This is a genomic window from Symbiopectobacterium sp. Eva_TO (genome assembly GCF_053848865.1).
This window is the reverse complement of record NZ_JBSPEY010000004.1, coordinates 1,503,018-1,520,273: the sequence shown is the minus strand read 5'-3', so window position 1 is coordinate 1,520,273 and position 17,256 is coordinate 1,503,018. Positions and strand designations below refer to the sequence as shown.

Sequence of the window (17,256 nt, the reverse complement as noted above, 5' to 3'; positions counted from 1 at the left end):
ACAACCCCACCGGCTGCCTATTTCAGCCCGCTAACCCTTGGCATATAAGGCGTTGCGGACTTGTGTATAACGAGGTGACTTAAATCTACCGTCCGATTCGCTTTGGCTACAGGATTGCGACGCTCTAACATCATTAATCTGGAGTGGCAACAGATAGACATGCAACGCCGTGTTGCATGGATCAATCCTGAGGATAGTAAATCAGGTAGAGCTATCGGAGTAGCCTTGAATGATACAGCCTGTAAAGTGCTAAGGAACCAGATTGGTCATCATCATCGCTGGGTGTTTGTCCACACTAAAGCGAGTAATAGATCAGATGGGACGATAACACCATCGGTACGAAAAATGAGAGTTGACTCTAACACTGCGTGGAAAATGGCGTTAAAACGGGCGGGGATTGAAAATTTTCGATTCCATGACCTACGTCATACATGGGCAAGTTGGTTGGTTCAGTCTGGTGTCTCTTTGTCCGTCTTACAGGAGATGGGAGGCTGGGAATCAATCGAAATGGTACGTAGGTATGCACACCTTGCACCTTGCCATCTTACTGAGCATGCGAAACATATTGATGCTATCCTTGAAGATCATGTCCCAAATCCGTCCCACTGTTTAGAACTGGAAGGGACTACTGACATATAACTTATTGATTTTAATTGGTGGGTCGTGCAGGATTCGAACCTGCGACCAATTGATTAAAAGTCAACTGCTCTACCGACTGAGCTAACGACCCGCAGAAGTGGTGGGTGATGACGGGATCGAACCGCCGACCCCCTCCTTGTAAGGGAGGTGCTCTCCCAGCTGAGCTAATCACCCTCGCTGTGTGGAGTCGCATTATAGGGATAGTTTAAAGTGAGTCAACGCTTTTTAAATGCAAAATGCGTGTTCGTTGTAAAATTAGGCAACACGTCGTTTTTCTGGGCATTCGTGGTCAATAATTCGGCGTATTGTTAGTCCTATTCAACACGCAATGCGGTTACAGCGTTGAGGAATCAGGGCAGAGTGATAGAATATCGCCAACTTTTGGCTGGAACCGTCGCTGGTGTCTGCCAGTCGCACTTAAGTAACAAGGCTTATTATCCCAATGAAAATCAAAACTCGTTTCGCGCCAAGCCCCACTGGCTATTTGCATGTCGGCGGCGCTAGTACTGCGCTTTACTCCTGGCTGTTTGCCCGTCACCATCAGGGTGAGTTTGTTTTGCGTATCGAAGACACTGACCTGGAGCGTTCAACGAAGGATGCCATTGATGCCATTATGGATGGCATGAACTGGCTGAACCTGGATTGGGATGAGGGTCCGTACTACCAGACCAAGCGCTTTGACCGTTACAACGCGGTGATTGATGAAATGCTGGTGCAGGGCACCGCCTACAAATGCTATTGTAGCCGTGAGCGTCTGGAAGCGCTGCGTGAAGATCAAATGGCGAAGGGTGAAAAACCACGCTACGACGGCTGCTGTCGCGATTCTCATGCGCATCATGCCGATAATGAGCCTCACGTGGTGCGTTTTCGTAACCCGCAAGACGGTTCTGTGATTTTCAACGACCGTATTCGTGGCCCGATCGAATTCAGCAATCAGGAACTGGACGATCTGATCATTCGCCGTACCGATGGTTCACCAACCTACAACTTCTGTGTAGTGATCGACGACTGGGATATGGAAATCACGCACGTTATTCGTGGTGAAGACCATATCAACAACACCCCGCGCCAAATCAATATCCTGAAAGCGTTGGGTGCGCCGGTGCCGGAATACGCCCATGTGTCGATGATCCTGGGCGATGATGGCAAAAAACTGTCCAAACGCCATGGTGCCGTGGGCGTGATGCAGTATCGCGATGATGGTTATCTGCCAGAAGCGCTGCTCAACTACCTGATCCGTTTGGGGTGGTCACATGGCGATCAGGAAATTTTCTCCATTGATGAGATGACGCAACTGTTTACGTTGGATGCTGTAAGCAAATCGGCCAGCGCCTTCAATACCGAGAAGTTGCAGTGGCTGAACCATCACTATATCAATCATCTGCCCGCTGAATATGTGGCAACGCATCTGTCATGGCACATTGAGCAGGCAGGGATCGACACCCGCACCGGGCCGCAACTGTGCGAACTGGTGACGCTGTTGGGCGAGCGCTGCAAAACACTGAAAGAGATTGCGGCGTCCTGTCGTTATTTCTATGAAGATTTTGCCGAGTTTGATGCCGATGCTGCCAAGAAACACTTGCGTCCGGTTGCTCGCCAGCCATTGGAACTGGTGCGTGAGAAGCTTGCTGCTATCAGCGACTGGACTGCGGAAAACATTCATCACGCCATTCAGGGCACGGTGGACGAACTGCAACAAGGCATGGGTAAAGTCGGTATGCCGCTGCGTGTGGCGGTAACTGGCGCGGGCCAATCACCGGGCGTCGATGTTACGGTACACGCGGTGGGTCAGCAACGTGCATTGGCACGCATCGATAAAGCATTGGCCTTTATCGCTGAGCGTGAAGCGCAGCAATAATAGCGTAACCCAGCGATCGGTTAACGCCCCGTGTGGCCCTCCTTTTCGGGAGTTCGCCGCCGGGGCGTTTTTTTATTCATGAACGCAAATCAATCCTGAGCTCATTGTGGCTGAATGGCCACTTCTACCGCCTTTGCCATTGCATCGGGGATCACGCTACCATGGTGTTTACCTTCGAACAGGATAAAGTTGGCTGCGGGGTTTTCGGTGTGCAATTGCGCCGCCAGGTCGCGCGTTTTGGTCACCATGGTGCGCTGCGCCTGACGCTTGGCACGTTTCGGATCGACAGGTTGGTTGGGATCGGCTTTGGGGGGCTTCTCTTCATATTCGCCTACGCTTATCGTGATTGACGTAGGGTGTGCCGTAAGCAGCGGTGAACGTTTGGGGATGACCACGCCGTCTCCCCACCAAATAGACGGGCTGGCAGCCAGATAGCGCTGGAAGGATTCCCCATGATTAAACAGGGTAAACAGTACGAATAACCCGCCAAAGGAGTGACCGGCGAGTGTTTGCTGCTGTGGGTTAACGGGGGCTTGTGTTTCTACCCACGGTTTTACATTGTGTTGGATAAACTGATAAAACTGCTCGGCTTCCCCGCCCACACCAAAATCCGGATCGATTGTTGGGGCCGGAGGCGTGTAGTCGCGGGTGCGGGCAGGAATGTCATAACCTTGATCAATACGATAGCCGATGCCGACAATCACAGGCGCAGGTCCCTGCGCGGGGGTGTAACTGTTGACCGCCAGCGGGAACTGGGCATTGGCGTCCAGTACATAGAGCACTGGACGTTTCTCCTGTGCGGCGATATCACGCGGCGTAGCGATAAAGACACGGTACTGAAGCTGACGGGGGCTTTCCATATCGTGTTGCTCAATGCTGAAGTAGCGTTTTGCGTTTTCAGAGAGCGTAGCGACAGGGGGTTGTGCCCGCGCGGGTAAAAGGCTGGAGGCGATCAGAGTAATAAGCACAACGGGCAAATAGCGCATAACGACCTGTTAAGGTTCTGATGAACGAATAAAAGATGATAATAAAACCCGTTATCATTACCAGCGTTTTTTCTGTTCTTGTGCGCGGTATTACGCCACAAGCGTTGATAAAAGCGGCGTGCTGGCGGCTTTTTCAGCGGTTGACGGCAGAAAGAGATTTAGCCGTTGACACACCTGGGCGGGTTGCATATTATTCGGGCCGTTCACACAGACAATCAGTGTCACTGTCTGATGTAATGGGGCTATAGCTCAGCTGGGAGAGCGCTTGCATGGCATGCAAGAGGTCAGCGGTTCGATCCCGCTTAGCTCCACCACTCCTTCTTGTTTTTATTTCCCCGGTTTTGTCCCCAAGACCACCGCTATGGCGTAGTCAATTCTCATATAGAGCTCAGTTCGCAAGCGATTTGCATTGCTGTGTCGCGGCTTGCGAACCGATGGTATTACTGATCTGCTGAACCCGGTAGCCGTGGCATCCAATCAATTGGCGACTGCCCCTGCTGTATCAGGAATTGATTCGTCTTGGAAAAGTGGCGACAGCCCAGAAAGCCACGGTGTGCAGACAACGGCGACGGGTGCGGGGATTTCAGCACATGATGGCGTTGCGTGTCGATAATGCTGCCTTTTCTCTGCGCGTGTGCTCCCCACAGCAGAAACACGATGCCATCACGCTTTTCATTCAATGCGCTAATCACGCGATCGGTAAAGGTTTCCCAGCCGAGGTTGGCGTGGGAATGCGCCTGACCTGCCTCCACCGTTAACACGGTGTTTAACAGCAGTACACCTTGCTCCGCCCAGCTTTGCAGGCATCCATGCTGAGGGATCGTAAAACCGGGAATATCGTTCGCCAGCTCTTTGTACATGTTCATTAATGACGGCGGTGCGGGAATGCCCGGGCGGACGGAGAATGACAGGCCGTGCGCTTGATTCGGCCCGTGATAGGGGTCTTGTCCCAGTATCACCACCTTGACCTGATTGAACTCTGTATAGCGAAAGGCGTTAAACACATCTTTCTGCGGGGGATAAATTATCTTTCCTTCGGCGCGGGCATTGCCGACAAACGTCAACGTTTGCACAAAATAAGGCTGCTCTTTTTCCTGTGCCAAAACGTCATGCCACGTTAGTTCGGTTGTCATCCTGTCCTCGATGCGTGTGTTGTGAAAGAGGCTGTAGCTTACCGATCTCTGCTCTCAAGGTAAAACACTGTGGCGGGAAAGTTGATGGTAATGAAGTGAAAATTATAAAAAAGTTGAAAATTTACAAAAATAATTGCATCACATCTTTTGGTTAAAATTGATGTAAAACAATTAATTGCTGTTGTGCCTGATTTTTACACCCTGAATTAATTGATTTAAATCAAAGATTGACAGCTAAGGTACTGGTATATAACTACACAAGGTAAGTGAATTTCATTTTGTGGTTAAAACCTCGTGTTGGTGAGTACTGCAACCCTTCTCAGGTTCAGACACGATTCTGCTGTTTTACGGAGGCAATTATGGTTACTGGCATTCAAATTACTAGGCTGTGTCCCTTAATCCTATGAGTTATACTAACTGTTTGTTTCTACATCATTTTTAACTATGGCTCGCTACGACCTTCCCGATGAAGCATGGGCTATCATCCAGCCCTTACTCCCTGCTGAACCAGCAACACCACAGGCCGGACGCCCATGGGCTGAGCATCGCATGATTATCAATGGCATGTTCTGGGGGCTGTGCTCTGGTGCCCCATGGCGTGATTTACCTGAGCGATACGGCCCATGGAAAACCGTTTATAACCGCTTTAACCGATGGTCAAAATCGGGAGTCATTAACATTATTTTCAATAAGTTACTTTCATCACTTGATGCCCATGGCCTCGTGGACTGGTCAGCGACTGCGCTGGATGGTAGCAATATCAGGGCGCTGAAATGTGCTGCCGGTGCTCAAAAAAACATCCCGATATCACCGGAGATAATGGGCTGGGTCGCTCTCGAGGTGGTTTTGGCACCAAAATCCATATGGCTACAGACGGAAGTGGTCTTCCGTTAAACATCGTGTTGAGCCCCGGTCAGGCTTATGAAAGTCAGTTTGCACTACGTCTTTTGGACGGTATTGGTGTTCAACGCCAGAACGGCAGTATGAAACGCCGTGGTCATGCGGTGCTGGCTGACAAGGCGTATTCCGGGCATGTATTACGTAACGAGCTGAAAAACAGAGGTATAAAAACTGTCATCCCCCGAAAATCCACTGAAAAAATGGCGGTGGATGGTCGTTCAAAGCTCGATCGTGACGCCTACCGCAATCGGAACGTTGTTGAGCGGTGCTTTGGCCGTCTGAAAGAATACCGTCGCATTGCGACACGTTACGACAAAACGGCGAGGAATTATCTGGCAATGTTGAAACTGGGCTGCATCCGCCTGTTTTACCAGATGTTATGTAATTAAGGGACACAGCCTAAAGCTAACAATAACGCTCTGGTTAACTCTTTCTGGCTGCTCGATGAAGAAAAATCAGAAGCACGCTGCGTTTGCGCAAAAGCGGATTACAGCGAAGATCAAATCGTTCCGGTGAGCGATCTGGGGCAGTTTGAATATCGTGAATTTCCGTTGTAAATCAAACCGGAAGTGCGCGTGGAAGGGGGGCAACACCTGAACGTGAACGTTCTGCGCCGTGAAACGCTGGAAGATGCGGTAAAACACCCGGAAAAATACCCGCAGTTGACCATCCGTGTTTCTGGTTATGCAGTGCGTTTCAACTCACTGACCCCAGAACAGCAACGTGACGTGATTACGCGTACTTTCACTGAAAGCCTATAATCGTACGTACGGTTGCCGTAATAAAAAAGGAGCGAAAGCTCCTTTTTTTGTGCTCTGGTTTGTTCCCGGCGTTTGTGCCGGGAGAGATCCTGTACATAAATTTGTGTAATTGCCTGATTTTGATATGTTCAATCCAACATCAAAAACAGGTTAATTTATGGACGAAAAACAGTTGCAGGCTCTGGCTAACGAACTGGCCAAAAATCTCAAAACCCCTGACGATCTCAGCCAATTCGATCGCCTGCTGAAGAAAATCAGCGTTGAGGCTGCTCTCAACGCCGAAATGTCCCACCATCTGGGCTACGATAAAAATCAGCCCAAACCGCGGGCCAACTCCCGCAACGGCTATTCCACAAACACCGTGACCACCGGCGATGGTCCTCTGGAACTACGTACTCCGCGCGATCGTGATGGCTCCTTCGAACCACAACTGGTGAAGAAAAACCAGACCCGGATCACCGGGATGGATAACCAAATCCTGTCCCTGTACGCCAGAGGGATGACCACCCGCGAGATAGCGTCTGCGTTCAACGAGCTGTATGACGCGGATGTCTCACCGGCGCTGGTCTCGAAGGTCACCGACGCCGTGATGGAACAGGTTACTGAATGGCAAAATCGTCCACTGGATGCAGTCTATCCCATTGTTTACCTTGACTGTATCATCCTGAAGGTCCAGCAGGACAGTCGCGTCATCAATAAATCCGTGTTCCTGGTACTGGGTATCAACATCGAGGGCCAGAAAGAACTGCTGGGTATGTGGCTGGCCGAAAACGAGGGCGCGAAGTTCTGGCTCAATGTGCTGACAGAACTAAAAAACCGCGGCCTGAACGATATCCTCATCGCCTGTGTCGACGGTCTGAAAGGCTTCCCGGACGCCATCAACGCGGTGTATCCGGAAGCCCGCATCCAGCGGTGCATCGTGCACATGGTACGCAACAGCCTGAGGTTCGTCTCTTGGAAGGACTACAAAGCCGTCACACGCGACCTGAAAGCCATCTATCAGGCCGCTACGGAAGAAGCAGGCCAGCAGGGCGCTAGAAGCATTCGCCAGCGCATGGGACAGCCGCTATCCACAGATAAGCCGGAGCTCTGGCAGACGAACTGGAGCAATCTGGCAACGTTCTTCGCTTACCCGGCAGATATCCGCAAAGTCATCGACACAACCAACGCCATCGAGTCGCTGAACAGTGTGATCCGGCATGCGATTAAAATACGCAAGGTGTTCCCGACTGACGACGCAGTGAAAAAGGTGGTGTGGCTGGCAATCCAGTCGGCCTAACAGAAATGGACGATGCCACTGCGGGACTGGCGTATGGCAATGAGCCGTTTTATTATCGAGTTCGGTGACCGCCTGGACGGTCACTACTGAGAAAGGCATTTACACAGAATCATGTACAGGGTCCTACGGGAAGCTGGATATGGCGTTCTGAGCCTTCCCACCATGATCGGGGAAGACCCATAAAACAACACATCATATTCCATACAGCGGCCTTCATCCAACGGCCATCCTGCCCGAAAAGGGACCTTTGTTAATCTATGCCTATCAGTGGCCTTGCTATATTCATTTCAACATCGCGGTCAAATAGCCATTCGCCCATACCACAGCAATTTTTTTGATTAGCTATGTCAAATAAATTTGTTTTCTCTGCGTCACTAAAATGGCGACACTACGCCCTGTTGTCCTTCCCACAATTTTTGTGAACATACATAGGGTTAATTATTATGATTGCTCAGCTCAATCGGTCATTCAATCGCCTCGCAGACCATTAGGATGCCGGTATTCTGCTACTGCGTCTGACCATTGGTATTTTGTTGCTGTTTCACGGCGTAGCCAAAATAGAGCACGGCGTGGGTTGGATCGTGCAGATGCTGCAAGCGGCGGGCCTGCCAGGCTTTATCGCTTATGGCGTGTACATTGGTGAAGTGGTTGCGCCGATCCTGATTATTTTAGGTGTATTTACCCGCATTTCCGGCCTGATTGCCGCTTTTACATTAGTGGTTGCCACTCTGATGGTTGGTATCGGTAATTTCTTTACTCTGACCAAAGTCGGTGCCTGGGCATTGGAAGTGGAAGCTCTCTACTTCTTCGGTGGCCTGATCATCACGCTGGTAGGCAGTGGACGTTACTCTGTGGTGTCCAACCCAGATTACCGTTAATTTTACTGTCAAACGATTTGAATGAAAAACCCACCTAAAAGAGTCATTCCCGCGCAGGCGGGAATCTCTTGCAGATGAAACGCGCTCCTTCTGGCAGAGATCCCCGGCTTTCGCCGAGGATGAAATGGTTTTGTCATCAGTCTGAATGCCCGCGATGGCGGGCGTTTTTTATGAACTTTGTGGTATTTTTTGAAACCGTAGCCGTCGTTTAGATTTCCCAATCGTGGTTATACACTTTGGGTTTGAACTGGATAACATCACCACGCTTCAAGCCGTTAAGGTTGATGTCGTCTTGTGCGACCTCGGCTTCAATCAGTTCGGGCTCACCTTCGACTTTCAACGACAGACGAGTCAATGCCCCCAATGGACGGATATCCCGCACCACCACCGGCTGAAATCCGTCTTGCACCTCCGCAGAAACCGCCACTTCATGGGGACGGAACAGGATCGGTTTATCGCTGTGCGCCACTTTCAGGCGGTTGCTGTCACCAAGGAAGTGATAAACAAACTCGCTGGCCGGATGGTTATACACCTCAGCAGGTGAGCCGATCTGCTCAATAACCCCCTTATTCATCAGCACAATGCGATCGGCAACTTCCATCGCTTCTTCCTGATCGTGCGTCACAAACACCGATGTCAGATTGATGTTTTCGTGTAAACGTGACAGCCAGCGGCGCAGCTCTTTACGCACTTTAGCATCCAGCGCACCAAAGGGCTCATCCAGCAGCAAAATACGCGGTTCAACAATCAGCGCGCGTGCCAGCGCAATACGCTGGCTTTGTCCGCCAGAGAGCTGTTCTGGATAACGATCTGCCAGCCAGTTTAACTGCACCATGTTCAGCAACTCGTGCACTTTCGCTTCAATATCGCGCTTGGAAGGGCGGATACTGCGCGGTTTCATACGCAGCCCAAACGCCACGTTGTCAAACACGGTCATATGGCGAAACAGCGCATAGTGCTGGAACACAAAGCCAACATTGCGGTCGCGCACATCATGCACCGACACATCTTCACCGTGAAAAACAATCTGCCCGCTATCCGGCTTTTCCAAACCAGCAATAATACGCAACAAGGTCGTTTTGCCACAGCCCGATGGCCCCAGCAGAGCCACCAGCTCGCCGCTGTTGATTGCCAGATTAATTTCATTCAAGGCCCGGAACTGGCCAAACTGTTTGTTTATATTACGAATATCAATGCTCATTTTGAGCCAGCTCCTGTTGGTGTTTCTCAACCTGTTTTGCCAAACGCCCTTCGCTCCATTGGCGCAGCAGCAATACCACTAACGACATCAGCAGCAGCAAAATCGCCACGCTAAAGGCCGCTACAATGTTGTATTCGTTGTAAAGGATCTCAATGTGCAACGGCAAGGTGTTGGTCAAACCACGAATATGGCCAGAGACCACGGACACCGCACCAAACTCACCCATCGCACGCGCCGTACAGAGCACCACACCGTAAATCAACGCCCATTTCACATTGGGCAGCGTGATATACCAGAACATCTGCCAGCCGTTGGCACCCAGCAAACGGGCAGCCTCCTCCTCCTGGGTGCCCTGCTGTTCCATCAAAGGAATCAGCTCGCGCGCCACATAGGGCAAGGTGACAAAAATGGTTGCCAGAACGATCCCCGGCACGGCATAGACAATTTCAAGATGGTGCGCGGTCAGTAAAGGGTAAAAATAGCTTTGTGCACCAAACAGCAGCACATACACCAACCCCACTACCACCGGCGATACAGAGAAGGGCAAGTCAATCAGTGCTAACAGCAAGCTTTTGCCGCGAAATTCAAATTTAGTCACGCTCCAGGCGGTCGCCAATCCGAACAACACATTAAGCGGTAGAGAGATAGCCGTCGCCAATAGCGTCAGTTTCAGCGCTGAAATCGCATCCGGTTCCGAAATCGCCTGCCAAAATGCCCCCACGCCTTTCGCCAATCCCTGCGTCAGCACCATCAATAGCGGCAATACCAGAACCAGAAAAAACACCAGCCAGGCCAACGTCACCAGCACGTAATAAGTCGTTGCGCGTTTTTTTCTCTTGGGAGCACGCGCTGCGGTAGCAATTATCTGTTCCATTGTCACCGCCTTACAGTTTGGGCTGAATACGACGCAGCAACAGGTTAATCAGCAGCAACATAATGAAAGAGACCAACAGCATAAATACGCCGATACCGGTGGCACCTTTGTAGTCGTACTGATCGAGCTTGGAGACGATCAGCAGAGGCAGTATTTCAGTTTTAAAAGGAATATTGCCCGCAATGAACACCACCGAGCCGTACTCCCCTACTCCGCGTGCAAATGCCAGTGCAAAACCCGTCAACCAGGCAGGCAGCAGAGCGGGCAGCAATACATGCCAAAACACCTGAACCGGTTTTGCCCCCAGGCAGACGGCCGCTTCTTCCACTTCCCGAGGAATATCAGCCAGCACCGGTTGCAGCGTTCTCACCACAAAGGGCAGGGTGACAAAGATCAACGCCAGCGTGATACCCAGGCTGGTGTAAGCAATCTTGAAAGGAAACAGTCCACCAATCAGCCCATTTGGCGCATACAGCGCCGTAAGTGCAATCCCTGCCACCGCCGTGGGCAGCGCAAAAGGCATGTCGATCATGGCATCGATCACTTTGCGCCCCGGAAACTGATAGCGCACCAACACCCAGGCCAGTAAGGTTCCCAGAATGCCATTGACAAAAGCCGCCGCCAGCGCCGTGCCAAAAGAGAGTTGCAGTGAAAACAGCACCTGACGAGTGGTGATCAACGTCCAGAATTGCGTGAGTGTAAGCTGACTGGCGTAGACAAACATGCCCGCCAACGGGATCAACACAATCAAACTCAAGTAGCTGAGGCTAAACCCTAAGGTAAGGCCAAAACCAGGAATGACGGGAGAAATGCGTCGTGACATACCAAGCCTTTCTTAATGCAATAGTTCAGTGAATCAGCCCATCCACATGGCAAAGCCGCTATCAACGTAGCGGCCAACCAGTAGGCGTTTTAAAAATTATTTATTGATTTAATTGAAAATCTTGTCAAAAACGCCACCGTCGTTAAAGTATTGGTCCTGCACTTTGGTCCAGCCGCCAAACTCTTCATCGATGGTTACCAGTTTCACCGGTGCGAATTGACCTTTGAATTCTTCAGCAATCTTGGCATTGCGCGGGCGGTAGAAGTTCTTACCGATAATGTGCTGCGCATCGTCGCTGTAAAGGTATTTCAGGTAGGCTTCAGCCTGTTTTTGTGTGCCTTTGCGCTCAACCACTTTGTCCACAACGGCAACCGACGGCTCTGCCAGAATAGACAGCGACGGCGTGACGATTTCCAACTGATCGCCACCCTGCTCTTTCAGTGACAGATAGGCTTCGTTTTCCCACGCCAGCAATACATCGCCCAGTTGGCGTTGTACGAAACTGATAGTGGCGCCGCGCGCACCGGTATCTAATACCGGCGCATGGCGATAAAGCTCAGTCACAAATTTCAGTGCGCTTTCATCACTTCCCCCCGGCAGGTGCTTGGCATAAGCCCAGGCCGCCAGGAAGTTCCAACGCGCACCGCCGGAGGTTTTCGGGTTAGGCGTGATCACTTCTACGCCCGGTTTCACCAGATCGCCCCAGTCCTTGATGTTTTTCGGGTTACCTTTGCGCACCAGGAACACAATGGTAGAGGTGTAAGGCGTACTGTTATCCGGCAGACGTGCCTGCCACTTAGGATCGATCAGCGGCTGATTAAGATTCAGGGCATCAATATCGCCCGCCAGAGCCAGCGTCACAACGTCCGCCTGCAAACCATCGATGACCGAACGCGCCTGTTTGCCGGAGCCACCGTGGGAGTTTTTAATGGAAAGTGTTTCACCCGTGGTTTCTTTCCAGTGTTTAATGAAGGCAGCGTTATACTCCTGATACAGCTCACGCGTTGGGTCATAAGACACGTTCAACAATTCCGTTGCCGCAGACGCAGCGCCCGCAAATAATACCGTTGCTACTGCAAGAGATACTCCCAGACGACGTATTGACATCATTATCACTCCCTCAACATTTTTCGTAATTTGTGTAGTGTGTTTGGCGTGGTGCGGGCAATGGGCTCACAACATAGAGTGACAATAGAGGATAGGGGGTGGGGGCAAAAATATTGTTTCGCGATAATTTATGCTCTCGCGTTATATTCTTTGAGCCTATTCAGTTTTTTAAATCTAAGCAGATTACCGGCTGGCAGACAGCAAAAAGGGGCCATCGGCCCCTTGGATCAATCAGAGAGCAAATTATTCTTCTTCATCGAGTTGCAGTGCCACATAGAGTAGCAAACGATCGTCAAAGTTGCCCAAATCCAGCCCGGTCAGTTCGGAAATACGGTTCAGGCGATATTCAAGCGTATTGCGATGGATAAACAGCGCCTTAGCCGTAGCGCCCGGCTGAACGTTATTGCGAAACCAGGCGTTAAGCGTACGTCGCAACAAACCATTGCCGTCCATTGCTTTCAGTTTTGCCAATGGCCGAACCAGCTCATTGGCCTGCCAGCCACCGCGCAGACTATCGAGCAACGCTGGCAGCATTAAATCCTGATAGTAGTAGCAACGCTGACTGGGCATCCGCTGTTTCCCAACGCCCATGGTGGTACGCGCAGTACGATAAGAACGCGCAATGCTGCCCGGCCCGGTAAAGTAGTTACCCAACGCCATCCGTACCCGCAGGCGGCCGCTCTCGGTCATGCGGGAGAACAGGTTATCTACGCGACGTCGATGCTCTTCGGCATCCCAACGACCATGGCTGTTCAGCGCGGGTTTCAGCACCACCATTTCAGTCAGAGACACAATAGCGATCAGGTTGTTGCGCTCAGGCGTGGTCAACAGCGTTTGCAACTGCTGCAATTCTGCCATCGCACTGTCCACGCCCAATTGGCCGCTATCCACCTCGACAACGGCCACCACACGCGGCGTATTGAGATCGATCCCCAGACGTTGTGCCCACTCCATCAGCGCGGGTGACAGTTCGTCCGTGCGAATCAGGTTTAGCACCAGTTCTTCACGCAGACGGCTATCCTGCGCCAACATGTGCAGCAGCCTAGGCTGTGTCCCTTAATCCCATGAGTTATACTAACTGTTTGTTTCTACATCATTTTGAACTATGGCTCGCTACGACCTTCCCGATGAAGCATGGGCTATCATCCAGCCCTTACTCCCTGCTGAACCAGCAACACCACAGGCCGGACGCCCATAGGCTGAGCATCGCATGATTATCAATGGCATGTTCTGGAGGCTGTGCTCTGGTGCCCCATGGCGTGATTTACCTGAGCGATACGGCCCATGGAAAACCGTTTATAACCGCTTTAACCGATGGTCAAAATCGGGAGTCATTAACATTATTTTCAATAAGTTACTTTCATCACTTGATGCCCATGGCCTCGTGGACTGGTCAGCGACTGCGCTGGATGGTAGCAATATCAGGGCGCTGAAATGTGCTGCCGGTGCTCAAAAAAACATCCCGATATCACCGGAGATAATGGTCTGGGTCGCTCTCGAGGTGGTTTTGGCACCAAAATCCATATGGCTACAGACGGAAGTGGTCTTCCGTTAAACATCGTGTTGAGCCCCGGTCAGGCTCATGAAAGTCAGTTTGCACTACGTCTTTTGGAAGGTATTGGTGTTCAACGCCAGAACGGCAGTATGAAACGCCGTGGTCATGCGGTACTCGCTGACAAGGCGTACTCCGGGCATGTATTACGTAACGAGCTGAAAAACAGAGGTATAAAAACTGTCATCCCCCGAAAATCCACTGAAAAAATGGCGGTGGATGGTCGTTCAAAGCTCGATCGTGACGCCTACCGCAATCGGAACGTTGTTGAGCGGTGCTTTGGCCGTCTGAAAGAATACCGTCGCATTGCGACACGTTACGACAAAACGGAGAGGAATTATCTGGCAATGTTGAAACTGGGCTGCATCCGCCTGTTTTACCAGAGGTTATGTAATTAAGGGACACAGCCTAGCCTGCTCCAGCATCATCTCTGCGGTCATGCACACCAGTTCACCAAACTGGCGCAAATGGGCGGGGTTACCGGTCAGGCCGATTACGCCGACGATTTCACCGTCAATACGTAGCGGCAAGTTGATACCAGGCCGCACCCCGTGCAGATGACGGGCAACCGCATCATCGATATCGACGACACGCCCCTGTGACAAAGCCAATAGCGCCCCTTCGTGCAGTTCGCCCACGCGTTCTCGATCGCCACTGCCGATGATTCGCCCTCGGGCATCCATCACGTTGATATTGCTATCAATAATTTGCATTGTGCGCGCAACGATATCCTGCGCAAGCTTTGCGCTGAGGTGATATGACGCCATTCCCGCCCCTGGTAAGAGAAAGTGAAAATTGCACTATCATAACGGGTAATGCCTTAAAATAGTTGGCTTTTGTGATATTCTGCCGCTATTTGAGTTTTCCACGTGGTTACTGTTTTTGTTCATTGCCCTCGCTGCCATTCAGATAAAGTTTATCGACATGGCCTTAGTCCAACTAAGCGCGAACGCTTCCGGTGTCAGTGCTGTCGCCGTGTATCCCAGCTTACCTACCGCTATGAAGCGCGAAAGCCGGGAGTCAAAGAGCAGATCGTTGATATGGCCTTCAACGGTGCCGGTGTTCGCGATACCGCCAGAACGTTGAAAATCGGCATCAATACGGTCATCCGGGCTTTAAAAAGCTCTCGCCCCGCAGGATAACGTCTTCTCCCGTTGCTCACGCCGACGTCGCCCTTATCTGTGAACTTGATGAGCAATGGAGCTTCGTTGGCAGTAAGGCGCTACAGCACTGGCTCTGGTACGCTTACAATACCAAAACGGGCGGTGTTCTGGCCTACACTTTTGGCCCCCGAACCGATGAGACCTGCCGTGAATTGCTGGCTCTGTTGACACCGTTCAACATCGGCATGATTACCAGTGACAACTGGGGCAGCTATGCAAGAGAGGTTCCGAAGCAGAAACATCTGACTGGCAAGATCTTCACGCAACGCATAGAACGCAATAACCTGACGCTCCGTACCCGCATTAAACGACTGGCGCGTAAAACGATTTGCTTCTCGCGCTCCGTCGAGATCCACGAAAAAGTCATCGGAGCCTTCATCGAAAAACACATGTTCTACTAATTGGAGTCATTACCTCATAACGTTGCCCTGAAAGCTGGACATTGTGCGATTTCACAAACATTGACCCAATTCCTTAGAATTGCGGGAAGTATCACAAAATAATAACGAGGAGGCGGATGGCTAAGGGGAAAATAAAAAAGGAGCGTACCTGATACGCTCCTTTCAGTCTGAAATGACTACCGTTTATTGTGCCAACAGATAAATCGTAGCATTGCCACGCAGCACGTTCAGCGCTAACACCGGAGGCTTGCTGTCCAGAATTTTACGCAGTTCACCCAGATTCTGCACCGGCTGCTGGTTCACACCGAGGATAACGTCATCCTTCTTCAAGCCGATTTTCGCGGCCGCCGATCCAGCTTTCACCTCGTCCACTTTCACGCCTTTCTGGCCGTCGATTTCGGTATTGCTGAGCGATGCGCCGCTGATGCCGGTGTAAAGATTACCCGAGTCGACCTGTGTCTGGTTTGCCTGCTGCAAGGTCACTTCTACCGTTAACGGTTTGCCTTCACGCAGCAGCCCCAGCTTGACCTTGCTACCGACGGGTAAGGAACCAACCTGGGCGCGCAGTGCTGCAAAGCTGCTGATCGGTTTATCGTTCAGCGTCAAAATGACGTCACCGGCTTTGATACCGGCTTCGTCAGCAGCGGATTTCGGCCTGACCTGGCTGACAAATGCCCCGCGCTGAGCATTCACTTTCATAGCTTGCGCCAGATCGGAATTGAGCTCAGTACCGGTAATACCCAGTTCGCCGCGTTTCACGTCGCCAAACTCAACCAATTGCGCGGTCAGGTTTTTCACCATGTTGCTCGGAATAGCAAAACCAATACCGATGTTTCCACCATCCGGTGCCAGAATCGCGGTGTTCAGACCGATAAGCTCACCATTAAGGTTAACCAGCGCCCCGCCCGAGTTGCCTCGGTTGATCGCGGCATCGGTCTGGATAAAGTTTTCATAATTCTCGATATTCAGCCCGCTGCGCCCTAACGCCGAAACAATACCGGACGTCGCCGTTTGCCCTAAGCCGTAGGGGTTGCCGATCGCCACGGTATAGTCACCCACCCGTAACTGATCGGAATCGGCGATCTTGATGGCAGTCAGATTTTTAAAATCAATCAGTTGAATCAACGCAACGTCGGTACGCGGGTCTTTGCCAATCACTTTGGCATCATACTTACGCCCATCGTAAAGCCGTACCTGAATCTTGTCCGCGTTGTCGACTACGTGGTTATTGGTTACCACATAGCCTTTCTCCGCGTTGATCACCACACCAGAGCCTAATGCCTGGAAGTTCTCACGTTTTGCGGGTGCGCCCTCTTCCCCTTCGTCTTCAGCCCCCTGGCAAATCGGGGAGTTTTGGAAGGGTGACCCCTCCTGACAGAACGGCGAATTCTCACCGAAGAAAGGCTGCATCTGCTGCAGAATATTGCTGCGCTTGACGTCGGTATGCCCTTCAATGGAGATGCTGACGACGGAAGGCATCACTTTCTCAAGCATCGGAGCCAGACTTGGCATCTGGCTGGATGTCGATACTACCGCCTCAGTCGCCGCAAAGACGTGCCCCATGCTCATTGCCAGGCTCAGCGCCAATGCACTCAGAACCAATGATTTTCTTTTCATGATCTCTTATCTCGTCGTATCAACAGGTGAATCCCACGTCGCCGAACCTGTTTACCATCACACCCTCTCAATGTCGCGCTGGCG

The 17,256-nt window shown here is 51.4% G+C and carries 12 protein-coding genes, 3 tRNA genes and 5 pseudogenes; 9 read left to right on the top strand and 11 right to left on the bottom strand.

Annotation, left to right across the window (positions count from 1 at the left end; all coding sequences use genetic code 11):
• Window positions 1-78: 78 nt before the first annotated feature.
• Window positions 79-639: pseudogene (locus ACWWJF_RS09940) on the top strand (site-specific integrase); the annotation flags it as partial.
• Window positions 640-654: 15 nt separating this feature from the next.
• On the opposite strand, the gene ACWWJF_RS09935 reads toward ACWWJF_RS09940, so the two are convergent.
• Together ACWWJF_RS09935 and ACWWJF_RS09930 are read right to left on the bottom strand one after the other, a co-directional pair.
• A tRNA-Lys gene (locus ACWWJF_RS09935) sits at window positions 655-730 on the bottom strand.
• Between the two features lie 7 nt (window positions 731-737).
• Window positions 738-813, bottom strand: a tRNA-Val gene (locus tag ACWWJF_RS09930).
• Window positions 814-1,081: 268 nt separating this feature from the next.
• Between ACWWJF_RS09930 and gltX the strand changes: the two genes are divergently transcribed.
• Window positions 1,082-2,497 (top strand): glutamate--tRNA ligase, encoded by a 1,416-nt coding sequence (gene gltX, locus ACWWJF_RS09925; RefSeq protein ID WP_455869329.1) that lies wholly within the window; start codon window positions 1,082-1,084, stop codon window positions 2,495-2,497.
• 101 nt (window positions 2,498-2,598) lie between these two features.
• Here gltX and ACWWJF_RS09920 read toward each other — a convergent pair whose 3' ends face one another.
• Window positions 2,599-3,483: an alpha/beta hydrolase gene (locus ACWWJF_RS09920; RefSeq protein WP_455869328.1), complete on the bottom strand. Its 885-nt coding sequence runs from the start codon at window positions 3,481-3,483 to the stop codon at window positions 2,599-2,601.
• Window positions 3,484-3,721: 238 nt separating this feature from the next.
• Between ACWWJF_RS09920 and ACWWJF_RS09915 the strand changes: the two genes are divergently transcribed.
• Window positions 3,722-3,797: transfer RNA gene (locus tag ACWWJF_RS09915), tRNA-Ala, on the top strand.
• 126 nt (window positions 3,798-3,923) lie between these two features.
• Here the strand turns inward: ACWWJF_RS09915 and ung are convergent.
• The gene (gene ung / locus ACWWJF_RS09910) at window positions 3,924-4,616 is read right to left on the bottom strand and encodes a uracil-DNA glycosylase (RefSeq protein ID WP_455869327.1); all 693 of its coding nucleotides are present in this window, start codon (window positions 4,614-4,616) and stop codon (window positions 3,924-3,926) included.
• A 444-nt stretch (window positions 4,617-5,060) separates the two neighbouring features.
• Between ung and ACWWJF_RS09905 the strand changes: the two genes are divergently transcribed.
• The 4 genes and pseudogenes from ACWWJF_RS09905 (at window position 5,061) to ACWWJF_RS09890 (ending at window position 8,434) form a co-directional block, all read left to right on the top strand.
• Window positions 5,061-5,905 (top strand): IS5 family transposase gene (locus tag ACWWJF_RS09905; RefSeq protein WP_455869326.1). Its coding sequence is split into 2 segments (ribosomal slippage): window positions 5,061-5,406 and window positions 5,406-5,905, totalling 846 coding nucleotides; the frame shifts between segments, so codons are not numbered across the junction.
• Between the two features lie 30 nt (window positions 5,906-5,935).
• Window positions 5,936-6,277 (top strand): annotated as a pseudogene (grcA, locus tag ACWWJF_RS09900) (autonomous glycyl radical cofactor GrcA).
• A gap of 157 nt (window positions 6,278-6,434) precedes the next feature.
• Entirely contained in the window at window positions 6,435-7,556 is a 1,122-nt protein-coding gene (locus ACWWJF_RS09895; protein ID WP_455869325.1) for an IS256 family transposase, read from the top strand.
• Window positions 7,557-8,056: 500 nt separating this feature from the next.
• Complete coding sequence (locus tag ACWWJF_RS09890; RefSeq protein WP_455871022.1) at window positions 8,057-8,434, top strand: DoxX family protein; 378 nt, start codon at window positions 8,057-8,059, stop codon at window positions 8,432-8,434.
• Window positions 8,435-8,642: 208 nt separating this feature from the next.
• Here the strand turns inward: ACWWJF_RS09890 and ACWWJF_RS09885 are convergent, their stop codons facing one another.
• From ACWWJF_RS09885 to ACWWJF_RS09865, 5 genes and pseudogenes are all read right to left on the bottom strand, one after another.
• Window positions 8,643-9,635, bottom strand: a complete 993-nt coding sequence (locus ACWWJF_RS09885) for a sulfate/molybdate ABC transporter ATP-binding protein (RefSeq protein WP_455869324.1) — start codon at window positions 9,633-9,635, stop codon at window positions 8,643-8,645.
• Window positions 9,625-10,509 (bottom strand): sulfate ABC transporter permease subunit CysW, encoded by an 885-nt coding sequence (cysW, locus tag ACWWJF_RS09880; protein ID WP_455869323.1) that lies wholly within the window; start codon window positions 10,507-10,509, stop codon window positions 9,625-9,627. The genes ACWWJF_RS09885 and cysW overlap by 11 nt, the downstream gene beginning before the upstream one ends.
• 10 nt (window positions 10,510-10,519) lie before the next feature.
• The gene (gene cysT, locus ACWWJF_RS09875) at window positions 10,520-11,332 is read right to left on the bottom strand and encodes a sulfate ABC transporter permease subunit CysT (RefSeq protein ID WP_455869322.1); all 813 of its coding nucleotides are present in this window, start codon (window positions 11,330-11,332) and stop codon (window positions 10,520-10,522) included.
• 108 nt (window positions 11,333-11,440) lie between these two features.
• The gene (locus ACWWJF_RS09870; RefSeq protein ID WP_455871021.1) at window positions 11,441-12,439 is read right to left on the bottom strand and encodes a sulfate ABC transporter substrate-binding protein; all 999 of its coding nucleotides are present in this window, start codon (window positions 12,437-12,439) and stop codon (window positions 11,441-11,443) included.
• A gap of 243 nt (window positions 12,440-12,682) precedes the next feature.
• A pseudogene (locus ACWWJF_RS09865) lies at window positions 12,683-13,489 on the bottom strand (helix-turn-helix domain-containing protein); the annotation flags it as partial.
• Between the two features lie 55 nt (window positions 13,490-13,544).
• Here ACWWJF_RS09865 and ACWWJF_RS09860 point away from each other — a divergent pair.
• Window positions 13,545-14,389: pseudogene (locus ACWWJF_RS09860) on the top strand (IS5 family transposase).
• On the opposite strand, the pseudogene ACWWJF_RS09855 reads toward ACWWJF_RS09860, so the two are convergent.
• Window positions 14,384-14,758, bottom strand: a pseudogene (locus tag ACWWJF_RS09855) (sugar diacid recognition domain-containing protein); the annotation flags it as partial. The pseudogenes ACWWJF_RS09860 and ACWWJF_RS09855 sit on opposite strands and share 6 nt — an antisense overlap.
• A 102-nt stretch (window positions 14,759-14,860) precedes the next feature.
• On the opposite strand from ACWWJF_RS09855, the gene ACWWJF_RS09850 reads away from it, so the two are divergent.
• Window positions 14,861-15,555, top strand: a protein-coding gene (locus tag ACWWJF_RS09850; protein WP_455869321.1) for an IS1 family transposase whose coding sequence is annotated in 2 segments (ribosomal slippage) — window positions 14,861-15,104 and window positions 15,104-15,555 — 696 coding nt in all. Because the reading frame shifts where the segments join, the coding sequence is not laid out codon by codon here.
• Window positions 15,556-15,738: 183 nt separating this feature from the next.
• On the opposite strand, the gene degP is transcribed toward ACWWJF_RS09850, so the two are convergent.
• Window positions 15,739-17,172: a serine endoprotease DegP gene (degP, locus tag ACWWJF_RS09845; RefSeq protein WP_455869320.1), complete on the bottom strand. Its 1,434-nt coding sequence runs from the start codon at window positions 17,170-17,172 to the stop codon at window positions 15,739-15,741.
• Between the last annotated feature and the right edge of the window lie 84 nt (window positions 17,173-17,256).

Excerpts from the sequence above, each read along its gene's own strand:
- cysT (WP_455869322.1), bottom strand. The coding sequence starts at position 11,332 with ATGTCACGACGCATTTCTCCCGTCATTCCTGGTTTTGGCCTTACCTTA.
- ACWWJF_RS09920 (WP_455869328.1), bottom strand. The coding sequence starts at position 3,483 with ATGCGCTATTTGCCCGTTGTGCTTATTACTCTGATCGCCTCCAGCCTT.
- cysW (WP_455869323.1), bottom strand. The coding sequence starts at position 10,509 with ATGGAACAGATAATTGCTACCGCAGCGCGTGCTCCCAAGAGAAAAAAA.
- ACWWJF_RS09895 (WP_455869325.1), top strand. The coding sequence starts at position 6,435 with ATGGACGAAAAACAGTTGCAGGCTCTGGCTAACGAACTGGCCAAAAAT.
- gltX (WP_455869329.1), top strand. The coding sequence starts at position 1,082 with ATGAAAATCAAAACTCGTTTCGCGCCAAGCCCCACTGGCTATTTGCAT.
- ACWWJF_RS09870 (WP_455871021.1), bottom strand. The coding sequence starts at position 12,439 with ATGTCAATACGTCGTCTGGGAGTATCTCTTGCAGTAGCAACGGTATTA.
- degP (WP_455869320.1), bottom strand. The coding sequence starts at position 17,172 with ATGAAAAGAAAATCATTGGTTCTGAGTGCATTGGCGCTGAGCCTGGCA.
- ung (WP_455869327.1), bottom strand. The coding sequence starts at position 4,616 with ATGACAACCGAACTAACGTGGCATGACGTTTTGGCACAGGAAAAAGAG.
- ACWWJF_RS09885 (WP_455869324.1), bottom strand. The coding sequence starts at position 9,635 with ATGAGCATTGATATTCGTAATATAAACAAACAGTTTGGCCAGTTCCGG.